This is a genomic window from Polaromonas sp. SP1 (assembly GCF_003711205.1).
Classification (GTDB): domain Bacteria; phylum Pseudomonadota; class Gammaproteobacteria; order Burkholderiales; family Burkholderiaceae_C; genus Polaromonas.
Map to the genome: position 1 here is coordinate 2,467,973 of NZ_CP031013.1, position 13,840 is coordinate 2,481,812.

Annotated in this window: 11 protein-coding genes, 1 tRNA gene and 1 pseudogene; 10 read left to right on the forward strand and 3 right to left on the reverse strand. The window is 60.4% G+C overall.

Annotation, left to right across the window (positions count from 1 at the left end; all coding sequences use genetic code 11):
• Window positions 1-10 precede the first annotated feature (10 nt).
• From DT070_RS11650 to DT070_RS11665, 4 genes are all read left to right on the forward strand, one after another.
• Window positions 11-1,024 (forward strand): hypothetical protein, encoded by a 1,014-nt coding sequence (locus DT070_RS11650; protein WP_122955546.1) that lies wholly within the window; start codon window positions 11-13, stop codon window positions 1,022-1,024.
• Window positions 1,021-3,309: a YcaO-like family protein gene (locus DT070_RS11655; RefSeq protein ID WP_122955547.1), complete on the forward strand. Its 2,289-nt coding sequence runs from the start codon at window positions 1,021-1,023 to the stop codon at window positions 3,307-3,309. Before DT070_RS11650 ends, DT070_RS11655 begins: the two co-directional genes overlap by 4 nt.
• Before the next feature lie 17 nt (window positions 3,310-3,326).
• Window positions 3,327-3,515, forward strand: a complete 189-nt coding sequence (locus DT070_RS11660; protein ID WP_122955548.1) for a hypothetical protein — start codon at window positions 3,327-3,329, stop codon at window positions 3,513-3,515.
• Between the two features lie 167 nt (window positions 3,516-3,682).
• The gene (locus DT070_RS11665; RefSeq protein ID WP_164483749.1) at window positions 3,683-4,192 is read left to right on the forward strand and encodes a 2OG-Fe(II) oxygenase; all 510 of its coding nucleotides are present in this window, start codon (window positions 3,683-3,685) and stop codon (window positions 4,190-4,192) included.
• A 63-nt stretch (window positions 4,193-4,255) separates the two neighbouring features.
• Here DT070_RS11665 and DT070_RS11670 read toward each other — a convergent pair.
• Window positions 4,256-4,340 (reverse strand) — tRNA-Leu (locus tag DT070_RS11670).
• A 39-nt stretch (window positions 4,341-4,379) separates the two neighbouring features.
• On the opposite strand from DT070_RS11670, the gene cysM reads away from it, so the two are divergent.
• The 3 genes from cysM (at window position 4,380) to DT070_RS11685 (ending at window position 6,237) form a co-directional block, all read left to right on the forward strand.
• Window positions 4,380-5,282, forward strand: a complete 903-nt coding sequence (gene cysM / locus DT070_RS11675; RefSeq protein ID WP_122955550.1) for a cysteine synthase CysM — start codon at window positions 4,380-4,382, stop codon at window positions 5,280-5,282.
• 108 nt (window positions 5,283-5,390) lie between these two features.
• Entirely contained in the window at window positions 5,391-5,924 is a 534-nt protein-coding gene (locus tag DT070_RS11680) for an NUDIX domain-containing protein (RefSeq protein WP_122955551.1), read from the forward strand.
• Window positions 5,925-6,009: 85 nt separating this feature from the next.
• Entirely contained in the window at window positions 6,010-6,237 is a 228-nt protein-coding gene (locus DT070_RS11685; protein WP_092130867.1) for a sulfurtransferase TusA family protein, read from the forward strand.
• 38 nt (window positions 6,238-6,275) lie between these two features.
• Here DT070_RS11685 and galU read toward each other — a convergent pair whose 3' ends face one another.
• The gene (gene galU, locus DT070_RS11690) at window positions 6,276-7,193 is read right to left on the reverse strand and encodes a UTP--glucose-1-phosphate uridylyltransferase GalU (RefSeq protein WP_122955552.1); all 918 of its coding nucleotides are present in this window, start codon (window positions 7,191-7,193) and stop codon (window positions 6,276-6,278) included.
• 126 nt (window positions 7,194-7,319) lie between these two features.
• Here galU and DT070_RS11695 point away from each other — a divergent pair, with 126 nt between their 5' ends.
• The 3 genes and pseudogenes from DT070_RS11695 to DT070_RS11705 all read left to right on the forward strand — a co-directional run.
• Window positions 7,320-8,339, forward strand: a complete 1,020-nt coding sequence (locus DT070_RS11695) for a D-isomer specific 2-hydroxyacid dehydrogenase family protein (RefSeq protein WP_122955553.1) — start codon at window positions 7,320-7,322, stop codon at window positions 8,337-8,339.
• A gap of 449 nt (window positions 8,340-8,788) precedes the next feature.
• The gene (locus DT070_RS11700) at window positions 8,789-9,916 is read left to right on the forward strand and encodes an HNH endonuclease (protein WP_122955554.1); all 1,128 of its coding nucleotides are present in this window, start codon (window positions 8,789-8,791) and stop codon (window positions 9,914-9,916) included.
• A gap of 243 nt (window positions 9,917-10,159) precedes the next feature.
• Window positions 10,160-10,423, forward strand: a pseudogene (locus tag DT070_RS11705) (IS21 family transposase); the annotation flags it as partial.
• 424 nt (window positions 10,424-10,847) lie between these two features.
• Here the strand turns inward: DT070_RS11705 and DT070_RS11710 are convergent.
• Complete coding sequence (locus DT070_RS11710; RefSeq protein WP_122955555.1) at window positions 10,848-13,784, reverse strand: valine--tRNA ligase; 2,937 nt, start codon at window positions 13,782-13,784, stop codon at window positions 10,848-10,850.
• Window positions 13,785-13,840: the final 56 nt, after the last annotated feature.

Sequence of the window (13,840 nt, forward strand, 5' to 3'; positions counted from 1 at the left end):
TTTCCGACCCATGACTTTTATCTCGATCACCCTCAACCACATGCGGGCTGTCAAAGCCTGGGCAGACAGCTGCGATGCCAGCGTGAACCTTGATCTGCGGTCTTTCCATCTGGAGGTCAAGGCCCGCAACCGTTACTACATCCTCAAGCCCCGGTTTCTGGTGGATGACAAAGGCAAGCTGGCTTACTCGACCCGCCTGGTCAAGGATGTGACGGGTTTTATCGGCTGGCTTCCCTATGACGTCCTTCAGTGGAAGCTCTCCATGGACAAGCTTCTGTTCAAGGCCTTTCTCGAAAAGGCGGGGCTCAGGTCGCCGGCCACATGGAAGTCCGAGGCGGAGGTGAACCATCCTTTCCTTGTCAAACAATCTGCGGGCTCATTTGGCTACAAGATAGGTGGGCCATACCGCAATGCCGGTGAAGTCAAGCCTTCTCAGGACGCGGGTGGAGCGAGCCCGGCTGCGGGGACGGACTTCGCGGAGCAGTTTGTCGTTGGAACCAATCTCAAAGTCTGGTTCTGGGGAGAAAAAGCCATTTATGCGCATGTTCACCCGTATCCCACTCTCGTGGGTGATGGGGTGTCGACGGTGCAGTCGCTTCTTGACGCGCGCTTCAGGCGGCTTGGGAGGCAGGCTGGTGAACAGGCCGACACGGCCAACATCATCTCTTCACTGGCATTCCAGCAGGTCCGGCTGAGCGACATCCTGAAAGCAGGACAAGAGGTGTGGTTCGATTTCCGGTATGGCCGGCTGTATGCGCCTGCTTCGTCGAGTACGGACTCCGACAATGATCTTGACAAGATCAATCCGGCGGTGAGGGCCCAGGTTGACGCTGTCGGCGTCAAGCTTGCAGAGGAATGCCTTAGTCGCTTCAAGGCGCCCGTGCTTTATTCGATGGATGCGGTGGTCGACGATGCGGGTGATGTGTGGTGGCTGGAGGTCAACTCCAACCCCGTCTTGCCGCCCGATGCTTACCCGACGGTGTTTCGTTCGCTTTTCGGTCCACTTGAGGCGCGGGCGAAATGAGCGCTGCGCCGCTCGCTTCCATGAATTCGGTGCTGAACGACAAGACGCCGGAAGACGTGCTGGCCGCTTTTGACGATCCCGGCCGTCTCTCGCCGATGATGGCGGGCGCCAGCCGCCTCGAAGGCTCTCTCCTCGTGGTGCGCACTGCGGCGCAGGATGTGGAGGTGCAGGCACCCGCCAACATGCTCGCGCAGGTGTTCAAGCTTTGCGACGGCACCCGGACCGTCAACGAAGTTCTTCAAGCCCTTCCCCAAAGCTTTGATGCGGGAGAGTTCGGTGACTTCATCGGGTTCCTGTTTGGGCAGGGTGCCTTGATCGACGCCAACCTGGCGAGTGCACATGCGGCGCGCTATGCCTTTCAGGGCAGTCCGTTCGGGCTTTCTTCCCCGTCTGCGGTGACCAACCAGATTTGCCGGCGCTTTCTCTGGAACAAAAAAGGAGCGGCAGCAAAGCCACCGCAAGGCCTGAAGAAGGTGACGGCTGTCCCGCTGAAGGATTTTCTGGCGGAGCGCGTATCCACCTACACATTTGCGGAAACAGGAATTTCCGAGCGCGCCCTGCTTGGCCTGGTGTGGTCTGTCGCCGGCGTCGTCAACCTCAAGCATGAGCGCGTCGGGTACGTCACGCCGAAACGCACCATCGCTTCGGCAGGTGGCATGCAGCTTGTGCAGGTGTTTGTCGCTTTGCAAAAGAAGGTGGGCTCGTATGAGCCCGGCGTCTACCGCGTTCGCTATCCGGATGAACAAGCCGTGGTGCTGGAGTTTCTCGGTGCTGGGCATGAATTGATGCCCAGGGCGTTCGGCAAGCCCTGGGAGGTGACCTACGCGACGGGCGCGATCTTCCTGGCGGCTGATGCCCAGGTCGCGGCGATGCGTTACCGCAACCGCTCGGTGCAGTATTTGTTCATGGAGGCCGGCGCGGCTTTGCACAATGCGGGCCTGAGCGCACCCCGGCTCGGCATGGGTTTCGCGACGATAGGCGGGTACTACGAAACCACCGTCGCCAGGATGTGCAGGCTTGGCGATGAATTGATCCTGGGCTCGGCCATCTTTGGCGCCAAGCCGACGCCGGAGCAGATCAAACTCATTGACCGGTCCCCTGATCTGGACTTCGCCTGGGTAGATTCCGAGGCCGCGCGGTTCTCGATGCCGTTTCACCTGGCGCGTGCCAAAGTCATGACGGCCGACGATGACCGGCCGCACACCTGGGGCCGCGACACCGACCCCTGGCTGGCGTTTCGCAAGGCGGCCGCAGAAGCCATTGAGCGCGAAGGCTTCAGGGAGCCGCGCCGGCTCACGTCGGGCAGCCTGGCCTCCCTGAAAAATGCGATTGATCCTGCGCAGTTCGTGCAGTACAGCGACCGGCAGTATGCGGACCCCGCGTTTCCTTACCAGCGCTTTGATCCCAAGGCGACCCATCTCTGGACGGGCGGGACCGACTTGCTGACAGGGCGTGCGGTCCGCGTGCTGGCGGAGCTGGTCTATCCCCGTTCCAGGCTCGCTGCGCACGGCGCGATGCCGGTGCGGGCTTTTTCGCAAGTGACCTCTTCCGGATGCGCCGCAAGCACATCGGTGGACGACGCGACGCGCAGGGCCCTTCTTGAAGTGATTGAGCGGGATGCTTTCATGCGGCATTGGCTCGCGCAGACGGGTGGTTGCGTGGTGGCGCCGTCCCGTTTCAAGGCGGATATTCGCAGCCGTATCGAGGCGCTCGAGCAAACCGGATGCCGGATCGTTGTCCAGAAGCTGGATTCACCCTGGGCGCAGGTCTGCCTGGTGGCGGCACAGCATGAAGCACAGCACTTCACCACCATGGGAACATCGGCTCACGCAGACTTCAACGTGGCGTTGAGTGGCGCGCTGGATGAAACCGAGGCACGTGTTTATGCCTGGATCCATGGGCACAAGCCGGAGGTCGGCGCGCCCGATGAGGTCGGAACCACCGAACACCACTTTGAGCTCTACGGCCTGAAACGCTATTTCAGGCGCGCGGACCGTGTGTTGTTTCCTGAAGGTGCGCCCAAGGCGCGGCCGCCCCAACTGGCACCGCTGAACGCCGGCACTACGCAAGAGCTGGTCGATCGTTTCGCTTCCGCAGGCCTCCACCCCGTCATGGTGGACATCACACCCAAACTCTGCTTTGTGGACCAGGGCAGAACACGGCTTTCAGTGGTAAAAGCGCTGGTGCCCGGCCTGTTGCCAATTTCTTTCGGTTATCAACGAGAACCTTTGGGAATGGTTCCTCGTGTCCATCCTGGATCAAAATTCCCGCATCCCTTTCCTTAACCCTCAGAGGAGCTTCCATGAAAAAACCCACCACCACCAAACCCCAGACGGCCAAGGGCATGCCTGATCGCGTTCATGACGTTGCCGCTGTGGGCAACCCGCTGAACTCGAACAGCAAATGGAGCGCCGTCCAGCGCGTGCGCCTGCCGCACAAAGTCGGTTTGCCTTTGGGCTCCGGCGGCTGCGGCGATCGCATCGAGCGCTAAGTCAGGCGGCCCGGTGATGGCAGGCTCCGGCTTGCGTCACCGAAGCCCGCAGTTTTGCTTTATTTCAAGGCTTATGTATGTTTTTAGGATCGAATGTCAGGGTCGCTGACGGTCTTTTCCCGGGCGACTTTCAGGACCGGTTGATCGAAACGGTTTCGTGGATGCCCATGCATTTCCTGAATCGCTGGGAGCGTTTCAAGTCGCACGAACTGGACATGCATTGGTATTACCCCATTGCATTTGCCGAAGAGCCTTTCACGGAAGATGTGGAGCCCAAGCTGCTGGCGCTCGACGAGAGCCTGCAGGCCATCACAGAATGCTGGACGCGGATCAAGGAGAACCTGGGGTATCCGGTCCGCCTTTATGAATGCATGCTGAGCGCCAACACCTTCGGCACCGAAGGACGGGTGCATCAGGACATCGCGGAAGAAGACGCCCGCGCCAATCACGTGACCGTGCTGGTGTACTGCAACAGGGAGTGGAATCTTGCCTGGGCCGGGGAAACGGTCTTTTTTGACGACCAGAACGAAATCACAGGAGCTGTCATGCCCAAACCGGGCCGCATTGTGGTTGCCGACGGTGACCCGGCGCATGTGGGGCGGTCCGTCTCGCGGACGTGCCCGACCGACAGGCGGGTGCTGGTGTTCAAGTTGTGGCGGCTCGAATCCGCTGCGTGAGCATTGGCCGACCGGGAACAAAAAAGCCGCCCATGACGAGGTCATGAGGCGGCTTTCGGGATGTGGTGCCCGGGGCCGGAATCGAACCGGCACGCCTTGCGGCGGGGGATTTTGAGTCCCCTGCGTCTACCAATTTCACCACCCGGGCGCAAATGAGCGAAGCCTCAAATTATGGCACAGTGTGACTATGAATTACCCAACCATTGAAGACGCGATCGGCAAAACGCCGCTGGTCGCATTGCAACGCATTTACGCCGCCGAAAACGCCGCCCGCGGCAACGTCATCCTGGGAAAGCTGGAAGGCAACAACCCGGCAGGCTCCGTCAAGGACCGCCCGGCGCTCTCCATGATCAAGCGCGCTGAAGAGCGCGGCGACATCAAGCCGGGCGACACGCTGATTGAAGCAACCTCCGGCAACACGGGCATTGCCCTGGCCATGGCCGCCGCCATCAAGGGCTACAAGATGGTGCTGATCATGCCGGAGGACCTCAGCATCGAACGCGCCCAGACCATGAAGGCGTTTGGCGCCGAATTGATCCTGACGCCCAAAAGCGCCGGCATCGAATATTCGCGCGACCTGGCCGACCAGATGCAAAAAGAGGGCAAAGGCCGGGTGCTTGACCAGTTCGCCAACCCGGACAATCCGCGCATCCATTACGAGACCACCGGGCCCGAAATATGGACAGATACGTCAGGCAAGGTGACACATTTTGTCAGTGCGATGGGCACAACCGGCACGATTACCGGCGTTTCGCGCTATTTGAAAGAGAAAAACCCGGCCATCAAGGTCATCGGCGCCCAGCCCAGCGAGGGTTCGCGCATCCCGGGCATCCGCAAATGGCCGCAAGAGTACTTGCCCAAGATTTATGACGCCAGCCAGGTCGATGAGCTGGTGCTGGTAAGCCAGGCCGACGCGGAAGACATGTGCCGCCGCCTGGCGTGCGAGGAAGGCATTTTTGCCGGTATCTCGGCTGCCGGTGCGCTCTGGGTGGCGCAGGAAATCGCCAAAACCGTGAAAGACGCGGTGATTGTGTTTGTCGTCTGCGACCGCGGCGACCGCTACCTGTCGACGGGCGTGTTTCCGGCCTGACGATTTTCTTAAGCCAAATCGGGCTGTAGCCAGCATGGTACATGCACATGCCGCTATAAAAAATATAGCAAACTGGCCTGGCTCACGTCCTCCCCCTCTATCTCCACCATGACCCACGAATTCCGGTTTTGCCCGAACTGCGCCACGCCCCTGGCTTTGGTGTCCCAGATGGAAGACGGGGGCGAAAAGGCCCGGCTGCGCTGCCCGGCCTGCGGCTTTACCCACTGGAACAACCCCACGCCTGTGCTGGCGGCGGTGATCGAATACCACGGCCAGGTCTTGCTGGCCCGCAATGCCGCCTGGCCGGGCAAGATGTATGCGCTGATCACCGGCTTCATGGAAGCGGGCGAAACGCCGCAGGGCGGGATCGAGCGCGAAATCAAGGAAGAAACCAACCTGGAGACCAGCTCGCTGGACCTGATCGGCGTTTATGACTTCCAGCGCATGAACCAGATCATCATTGCCTATCACGCGGTCTGCACGGGCGAGGTGAAGTTGTCACCTGAGCTGGTGGACTACCGGCTCTATGACCTGGACAAACTCAAATGCTGGCCCGCCGGCACTGGTTACGCGCTGGCCGACTGGCTGCGCACGCGCGGGCATGAGCCGGAGTTTGTGGAATGGGCCAAGCAGACGGAATGAGTCGGGCCGGCCCCGGCTCACTGGGGTAGAGCCGGATGGAGGGGCTTTGCGCTTTGCTTAAAATCGCAACAACCCAAGGATTTTCATGAACATCGACAAAGAACTCGACACCCGCGGCCTGAACTGCCCGCTGCCTATCTTGAAGGCCAAAAAAGCGCTGACCGAAATGCTCAGCGGCCAGCTGCTTCGTGTGGTGTCGACCGATTCAGGCTCCACCCGCGACTTCCAGGCGTTTGCCAAACAAACCGGCAATGAACTGGTTGAGCAGCAAGTCGCCGGCAGCGACTTCATTCACGTGCTCAAGCGCAGGTAATGCCTGCCGGCCCGCCGCCAGTGCGGGCCATCAAGCCTTTACGCCTGCTTGCGGCGTTCCCGGCCCGACCAGCCGATCTGCAGGTTTTCAAGGTAATTCCTGAAATGAGCGCCCACTTCGGGGTGGTCCAGCGCAAGCTCCACGGTCGCCTCCAGAAAGCCTTCCTTGCTGCCGCAGTCGTAGCGTTTGCCTTCGTACTGGAAGGCATACACCGCTTCTTTGCCCAGCAGGCTTGAAATGCCGTCGGTGAGTTGCAGCTCGCCGCCCACGCCCGCCTTCTGCTGGCGGATGTGCTCAAAAATCGCCGGCGTCAGGATGTAACGCCCGGCCACGCCCATGCGCGAAGGGGCCACTTCAGGCGCCGGTTTTTCCACGATTTTTTTGACTTTCATCAGACCCGTGCTGGCGCCGTCGGTGGCAACGATGCCGTAGCGTTTGGTCTGGTCTTGCGGCACTTCCTGCACGGCCAGGATGGATTGCTGCACTTCTGCGAATTGCTCCGCCATCTGGGCCAGCACCGGCTTTCCGCCCTTCAGTCCCACCATCAAGTCGTCGGCCAACAAGACCGCGAAGGCCTCCTGGCCGACCAGGTGTTCGGCGCAAAGCACCGCATGGCCCAAACCCAGGGAGCGGGGCTGGCGGACATAGGAAAAGTTCATGTCGTCAGGCTGAACGGAGCGCACCAGCTCAAGCAGGGCATGCTTTTGAGCTACTTCCAGCTCGTTCTCAAGTTCGTAAGCAGTATCAAAGTGGTCTTCTATGGCCCGTTTATTGCGTCCAGTGACGAAAATCATGTGCCGGATACCAGCCGCATAGGCTTCTTCCACCGCATATTGGATCAGCGGCTTGTCGACAACGGGGAGCATTTCCTTGGGCTGGGCCTTGGTGGCCGGTAGAAACCGGGTGCCAAGACCGGCAACCGGAAAGACAGCTTTATTTAATGTAAATTTTTGCATCGACTTTAATCGGAGAAAAGGCTAAAGTGTTGCGTTGTTGAGACAGCGCGCGAGTGGGACAAAGGCTCGAATTGATGTGCGCAAATCACGCAATCTAAGTGGTCTGCAGGAAAAAGGACTGACTGGGTGGATATCTTACTTCTTGACGCGCTGGTGCCGGAGGCAATGACCTGGCTCGAAAGCAGGCATAGCGTGGGATACCATCCCGAGTTCGCCGACGACCTGACTTCCTTGCGCAAGGCCGCCTACAAGACCAAAGGCATCGTCTTTCCACGTCAAACCGTGGTCACACGCGAATTCCTCGACTTCCTGCCCAAACTCAAGGCCGTGGGCCGCCTGCATGTCGGCACCGACAACACCGACCTGGAAGCCTGCAAAGAGCGCGACATCAAGGTCGTGCACGCCAGCAGCGCCAATGTGCGCTCCAACGCTGAATACCTTTTAAGCAGCCTGCTGCTGCTGTATCGCCGCGGCCTCGTGTCTGCGCTGATGGGCCGCCGCCACCCCACCACGCAAATGGGCCGCGAGCTGCACGGCAGTACGGTCGGCATCCTGGGCCTGGCCCCGACGGCGCATACGCTGGCCGGCATGCTGAGCGGTCTCGGCGTGCGCCTGATCGGCTACGACCCCGCGGTTCACCACACCGCCCCCATCTGGGAGCGCCTGCGCATCCAGCCCGTTTCGTTGCCCGAACTGATGAGCCAGGCCGACGCGGTGTCGGTGCAAATGTTGTACGCCACGCGCTTTCGCGGTTTCGTGAATGAAAAACTGCTGGCCGCCTGCAAACGCAACCAGTTGTGGGTAGGCATCAGCCGCAGTGAGCTGTTTGACGAGGGCGCGCTGGCTGCAGCGCTATGCGACGGCCGTATCGAAGCCTGCATCCTGGACGGCGCCGAAGCCAGCTTCCTGGGCGACACCTCGCCGCTCAAGGGCCTGAAGAACCTGTTTGTCACGCCTCGCCTGGGTTCGCATACGCGTGAGGCGCGCCTGCGTTCGAGCTGGTATGTGGCGCACCGCATGCACGAAGCCATCGGCACTGCGCAGCACAGCGGCATGGACCAATTGCCGAGTGCGCCCATGGACCTGGAGTTGCCGGGCGCGGTGTCTCCGTCGCAGTGGTCCGAACCCGAGTTCATGATCCGATGAGTGGAGCCCCCACGGTCGCTCACTTCGTGTAGCTTCCTGCCCCCCGAGGGGGCCGCCCGCCTGCGGTCTGGCAAAGCCAGTCCCGCGGCTCATGCTTGAAGGGAGTCTTCGGCGACAAGCATAAAAAAAGCCCCGTTCAACGCGAGACGTTCAACTAAAGTGTTGAAACCCAAGACCCCTCTGGAATTCCAGGGGGGTTTTCTTTTGTCACTCGGTCAAGTGACTTGCTGAGTGACATCAGGCATTAATTGACAACTGGACTCGTGCGCCTGCGGGCTCGAACTGTTAGGCGAGGGATATACGGTTGCCGCGGCACGGAATAGCCATGAGACCGATGCCGCGTGTCTGTTAATCCATAAATTATTTTGAGTTTTGCTTTATTTTTTGTCCGCTTGCACCTATATAGAAGGTGGGTAGCGATAGGCGCCGCCCCGCCAACGGAGCCTTTCATGGAACTCAAAAAATGCATTCTCACCGGTGAGGACATCACCGCGGCCAACGATTCGCGTGGGCACGTCATCCCCAGCTCGCTGGGCGGCCGTCTCAAGCCCAAGGGCCTCGTCACCAAAGAAGCCAACACCACACTCAATGACCGTCTCGATGCGCCGATGGTGCGCGCGCTGACACCTTTCATGGCCCTGCTGGGGGGGAGTCGCGACGGCGGCACCACGGCACCGATCGAGATGACCGATGCGGATGGGGTGGCATACCGGGTCTCAGCGGGCAAGCCGATGACGCTCGCCCGGCCAGGTTACGACGAAACACCACTTGGCGAGGGCACGCGGGTCGAGATTCGCGCTCGGACCATGCCGGAAGCGCGGCACCTGCTGCAGCGGGCGAAAAGCGCGTTCCCACAGGTCGACGTGGACGCGGCCATGAACCACGCGAAGATGGGAAGCCGTTACCTGCAGGACATGCTCCGCCATCAGGTCGAGCTTGGGCCAAATCGGCTTTTTCCAGGGACCTTTGGTATTGCCAACCTCTATGCTGCACACCTTGGCCAGCCGACGCATCCCGATTTCAAGTCCTATGTGGAGACAGTCCCGCCCAGGACCGGTGCCACCAGCGACCACATTTCAGTGCCGATGCCTCCTGACACCTTCTACTGGATCCCGGGGCAGCTACCGGTCGTAGCGCCCGCCGGCATCCACCACCAGCTGGTCTATGTGTCCGATCGAGCGAATCGGCGCGCGTTGGTCTACGTGTCACTTTTTAACCTGCCAGCGATCGCGGTCACGCTTCCTTTTAATGGCAATCAGGACGTTGAGGCGCATTACGCAGTCGACATCCTGAGTGGCGAGCCACTGACCTTGGCTGTGGACGCACCAAGTATTCGGGCGATCCCATGGAAAAGCAGCCATGAGGACACGCGGGTCTACATTGACCTAGTGCCGGCGGCCGTGGGGAGGATCCTCGAGGTCGCGGTGAAGAAAAGCCAGGATCTGGAATTGGAACGCATCATCACCGAGGAGTTGGGTGATGCGCCCGTCATTGACGCTGCGGCGATCGGTCGCATCAGCACGCGCGTTGCTCATATGCTCGCGGCACAGATCCTGACAAGACACCGACAGCGATAGGAGCGGCGTTCGCAGCGCGCTTGGCTTTTACCAAGCTACGTACTCAATCGCAAATGATTTCCCATGTCTTGCGCCTTCTTGGAGGTACCTAGAGGCTCTCATCGGGCGACTCGATTTTTTCAAACGAGTACTGCCCGTGTTGAATGCCGTCGAAATCTGACCCGGTTAGAGCAGTAATTTCCATCGAAACCTGACCCACGTAGGCACTACTCTGCTTGTTTTAAAAGCAGAGGGAAATTAGGAGTGATAGACGTGGCGACATTGAATGTCATCAGGCGGTGGGCATTGAGAGATCAGTTGTCCATCCGCGAGATTGCAAGGCGTACAGGCCTGGCTCGCAACACAGTAAAGAAGTACCTTCGGTCCGATGAGGCTGAGCCCAGGTACGCAAGGCGGGTCAGCTCAAGCAAGCTCGATCCCTACGCTGAGAAGCTGGCCACCTGGCTGGGAATCGAGGCAACAAAATCGCGGAAACAGCGGCGCACTTTGAGGCAGATCCACACAGATCAAGAACTTATCCACACCGTGAGCACTCTCTGCTCACAAAGAGTGTGGGTCAAGATTTGATGGAAAGATCGGGTCAGGCTTCAGCGGAACTCAACAACGCTGGCCCACGTTTTCAGCGCCAAGCTGTGGATGTTCCTGCTGTGGCCCCTGCGGATGCCCGTCTTGCTGTTTAAGCTGACGGTAAATAGTTCGCTCTAGAGCGAACTGCCCGCGTTGCGCCCTGCGGCCTGCACCGCCACGGGCGAGGCCGTAGCGGTGCTGAGCCGCGGGACATTTATGCTCCCAGGAAACTCTGGGCGACTGCTACTGAAAAGCGCTTGGAAACAAAAAAGCCCTCCCGTTTGCGGGAGGGCTTTTTAAAGATTCAACACTTTAGTTGAACGTCTCGCGTTCAACGGGGCTTTTTTGTGGGCGACGGTTTTCGTTATTTCAACCGGGCCAGCTGCTCGCGGATCTTGCTCAGGGCCGCCTGGTTGTCGGTCAGGCGCTTGCGTTCCTGCTCCAGCACGGCCGGCGGCACCTTGCTGACGAAGGCTTCATTGGCGAGCTTGGTCTCGGACTTGGTGATCTCTCCGGCAAGGCGTGCCTCTTCCTTTTGCAGGCGAATCTTTTCGGCCGCCAGATCGACTTCCATGTAAAGGCACAGGCGCGCTTCGCCGACGATGGCGACAGGTGCGGACTGCGCTGCAGCAGCCCAACTGGCCTGGTCGTCAAACACTTTCACTTCGCTGAGCTTGGCCAGCGACTTGAGCACCGGCGAAACGTCTGTCATAAAGGCACTGTCGCCGACGACAAAAAGCGGCAGGCGCGTGGCCGGCGACACTTTCATCTCGCCGCGCAGGTTGCGGCAGGCATCGACCAGCGTCTTGAGTTTGGCGACATGCGCTTCGGCTTTCTCGTCAATCTTCTCGGGCTGGCTTTGCGGGTAGGGCGCCACGCCGATGAACTTGCCCGTCTTGCCGGCGATGGGGGCTACGGTCTGCCAGAGTTCCTCGGTGATGAAAGGAATCACCGGATGCGCCAGGCGCAGGATGGCCTCGAGCGTGCGAATCAGTGTGCGGCGCGTGGCGCGCTTTTGCGCGTCGGTGCCGGTCTGGATCTGCACCTTGGCAATCTCCAGGTACCAGTCGCAGAACTCGTCCCAGACAAACTGGTAGATGCTGCCGGCCACGTTGTCCAGGCGGTACTCGGCAAAGCCCTTGGCCACATCGGCTTCCACGCGCTGCATGGTCGATGAGATCCAGCGGTCGGCCTGCGAGAAGCTCAGGTAGTTGTGGAATTCGCCGCCGGGCGCGCATTGTTCCTTGGTGTGCTCTTCCAGGCCGCAGTCCTGGCCTTCGCAATTCATCAGCGTGAAGCGCGTCGCGTTCCAGAGCTTGTTGCAGAAGTTGCGATAGCCCTCGCAACGTTTGCTGTCGAAGTTGATGCTGCGGCCCAGGCTGGCCAGCGCTGCAAAAGTAAATCGCAGCGCATCGGCCCCGTAGCCCGGAATGCCGGCCGGGAATTCTTTTTCGGTGTTCTTGCGAACCTGCGGCGCGGTCTCGGGCTTGCGCAGGCCTTGCGAGCGTTTTTCCAGCAAAGGCGCCAGCTCAATGCCGTCGATGAGGTCGACCGGGTCCAGCACATTGCCTTCGGACTTGCTCATCTTCTTGCCTTGCGCGTCTTTCACCAGGCCGTGGATGTACACGTGCTTGAACGGCACCTGGCCGGTGAAGTGCGTCGTCATCATGATCATCCGGGCGACCCAGAAGAAGATGATGTCGTAGCCGGTGACCAGCACGCTCGAGGGTAAAAAGAGGTCGAGTTCTTTGGTCTTCTCGGGCCAACCGAGTGACGAGAAAGGAACGAGCGCCGACGAGTACCAGGTGTCCAGCACGTCTTCGTCACGCGTGAGCTTTTTGCCCGGCGCCTGCTTCTGCGCTTCTTCTTCGCTGGTGGCGACATAGACCTTGCCGTCTTCGTCATACCAGGCCGGGATCTGGTGGCCCCACCAGAGCTGGCGCGAGATGCACCAGTCCTGGATGTTGTTCATCCACTGGTTGTAGGTGTTCACCCATTGCTCAGGCACAAACTTCACGTCGCCGCTGCTGACGGCATCGCGCGCTTTTTGCGAAATCGATTTGCCGGTGGGGTCCTTCTCGCTCACCTTGCTCAGCGCCACAAACCACTGGTCGGTCAGCATGGGCTCGACCACCGCGCCGGTGCGCGCGCACACCGGCACCATGTTTTTGTGCGGCACGGCTTTTTCGAGGAAGCCTTGCTCTTCGAGGTCTTTCAGCACCGCCTTGCGGCAGTCGTACCGGTCCAGGCCCTGGTACTGCTTGGGCCCGTTTTCGTTGATGTGCGCGTCCAGGGTGAAGATGGTGATCAGCGGCAGATCATGGCGCAGGGCGACCTGGTAATCGTTGAAGTCGTGCGCGCCGGTGATCTTCACCACGCCGCTGCCGAACTCGGGGTCCACGTAGGTGTCGGCGATCACCGGGATCTTGCGGTCGCACAGCGGCAAGTCGACCATCTTGCCGAGCAGGTGTTTGTAGCGTTCGTCGTCGGGGTGCACTGCCAGTGCGCCGTCGGCCAGCATGGTTTCGGGCCGCGTGGTGGCAATGTGCAGGCCGCGCAGCGGCGAGCCGTCAGCGGCTTTTTGCGGGCCGTCGCTGAAGGGGTACTCGATGTGCCACATGAAGCTGTCGCGCTCTTCGTTCTCGACTTCCAGGTCGGACACGGCGGACTTCAGGATCGGGTCCCAGTTCACCAGGCGCTTGCCGCGGTAGATCAGGCCCTGCTCATACAGCTGCACAAAGGTCGAGGTCACCACCGTCGACATCTTCGGGTCCATGGTGAAGTACTCGTGCTTCCAGGCCACCGAGTCGCCCATGCGGCGCATCTGGCGCGTGATCGTCGTGCCGGACTCTTCCTTCCACTCCCACACTTTGGAGACGAAATTTTTGCGGCCCAGGTCGTGGCGGCTTTTGCCTTCGCCCTGCAGCTTGCGCTCCACCACGATCTGCGTGGCGATGCCGGCGTGGTCGGTACCGGGCACCCACAGCGTGTTGTGGCCGCGCATGCGGTGGTAACGCGTGAGCGAATCCATGATGGTCTGGTTGAAGGCGTGGCCCATGTGCAGCGTTCCCGTCACGTTGGGCGGCGGCAGCTGGATGGAAAACGAGGGCTTGGCCGCGTCCAGCGTGGGCTCGTACTGGCCGCTTTGCTCCCACTCGGGGCCCCAGCGGCTTTCAATCGCGGCCGGCTCGAAGGACTTGGCCAGGCTGTCCAGCCCCGGCGTGGCGACTTTTACGGCCTCAGGAGCGGTGTTGGCGGCGTCGGAAGCGTTGGAAGGGGCAGGGGCGGCAGCGTTGGTCATGGGGCAATGAAAAACGGCATCGAAGGGATGCCGCCTTGGGTTGGGTGAAACACCCC

What these genes read in the sequence shown, in the direction of transcription:
- cysM (WP_122955550.1), top strand. Translation starts at nt 4,380, where the DNA reads ATGAATTACCCAACCATTGAAGACGCGATCGGCAAAACGCCGCTGGTC.
- DT070_RS11680 (WP_122955551.1), top strand. Translation starts at nt 5,391, where the DNA reads ATGACCCACGAATTCCGGTTTTGCCCGAACTGCGCCACGCCCCTGGCT.
- DT070_RS11685 (WP_092130867.1), top strand. Translation starts at nt 6,010, where the DNA reads ATGAACATCGACAAAGAACTCGACACCCGCGGCCTGAACTGCCCGCTG.
- DT070_RS11660 (WP_122955548.1), top strand. Translation starts at nt 3,327, where the DNA reads ATGAAAAAACCCACCACCACCAAACCCCAGACGGCCAAGGGCATGCCT.
- DT070_RS11665 (WP_164483749.1), top strand. Translation starts at nt 3,683, where the DNA reads ATGCATTTCCTGAATCGCTGGGAGCGTTTCAAGTCGCACGAACTGGAC.
- DT070_RS11655 (WP_122955547.1), top strand. Translation starts at nt 1,021, where the DNA reads ATGAGCGCTGCGCCGCTCGCTTCCATGAATTCGGTGCTGAACGACAAG.
- DT070_RS11650 (WP_122955546.1), top strand. Translation starts at nt 11, where the DNA reads ATGACTTTTATCTCGATCACCCTCAACCACATGCGGGCTGTCAAAGCC.
- galU (WP_122955552.1), bottom strand. Translation starts at nt 7,193, where the DNA reads ATGCAAAAATTTACATTAAATAAAGCTGTCTTTCCGGTTGCCGGTCTT.
- DT070_RS11710 (WP_122955555.1), bottom strand. Translation starts at nt 13,784, where the DNA reads ATGACCAACGCTGCCGCCCCTGCCCCTTCCAACGCTTCCGACGCCGCC.
- DT070_RS11700 (WP_122955554.1), top strand. Translation starts at nt 8,789, where the DNA reads ATGGAACTCAAAAAATGCATTCTCACCGGTGAGGACATCACCGCGGCC.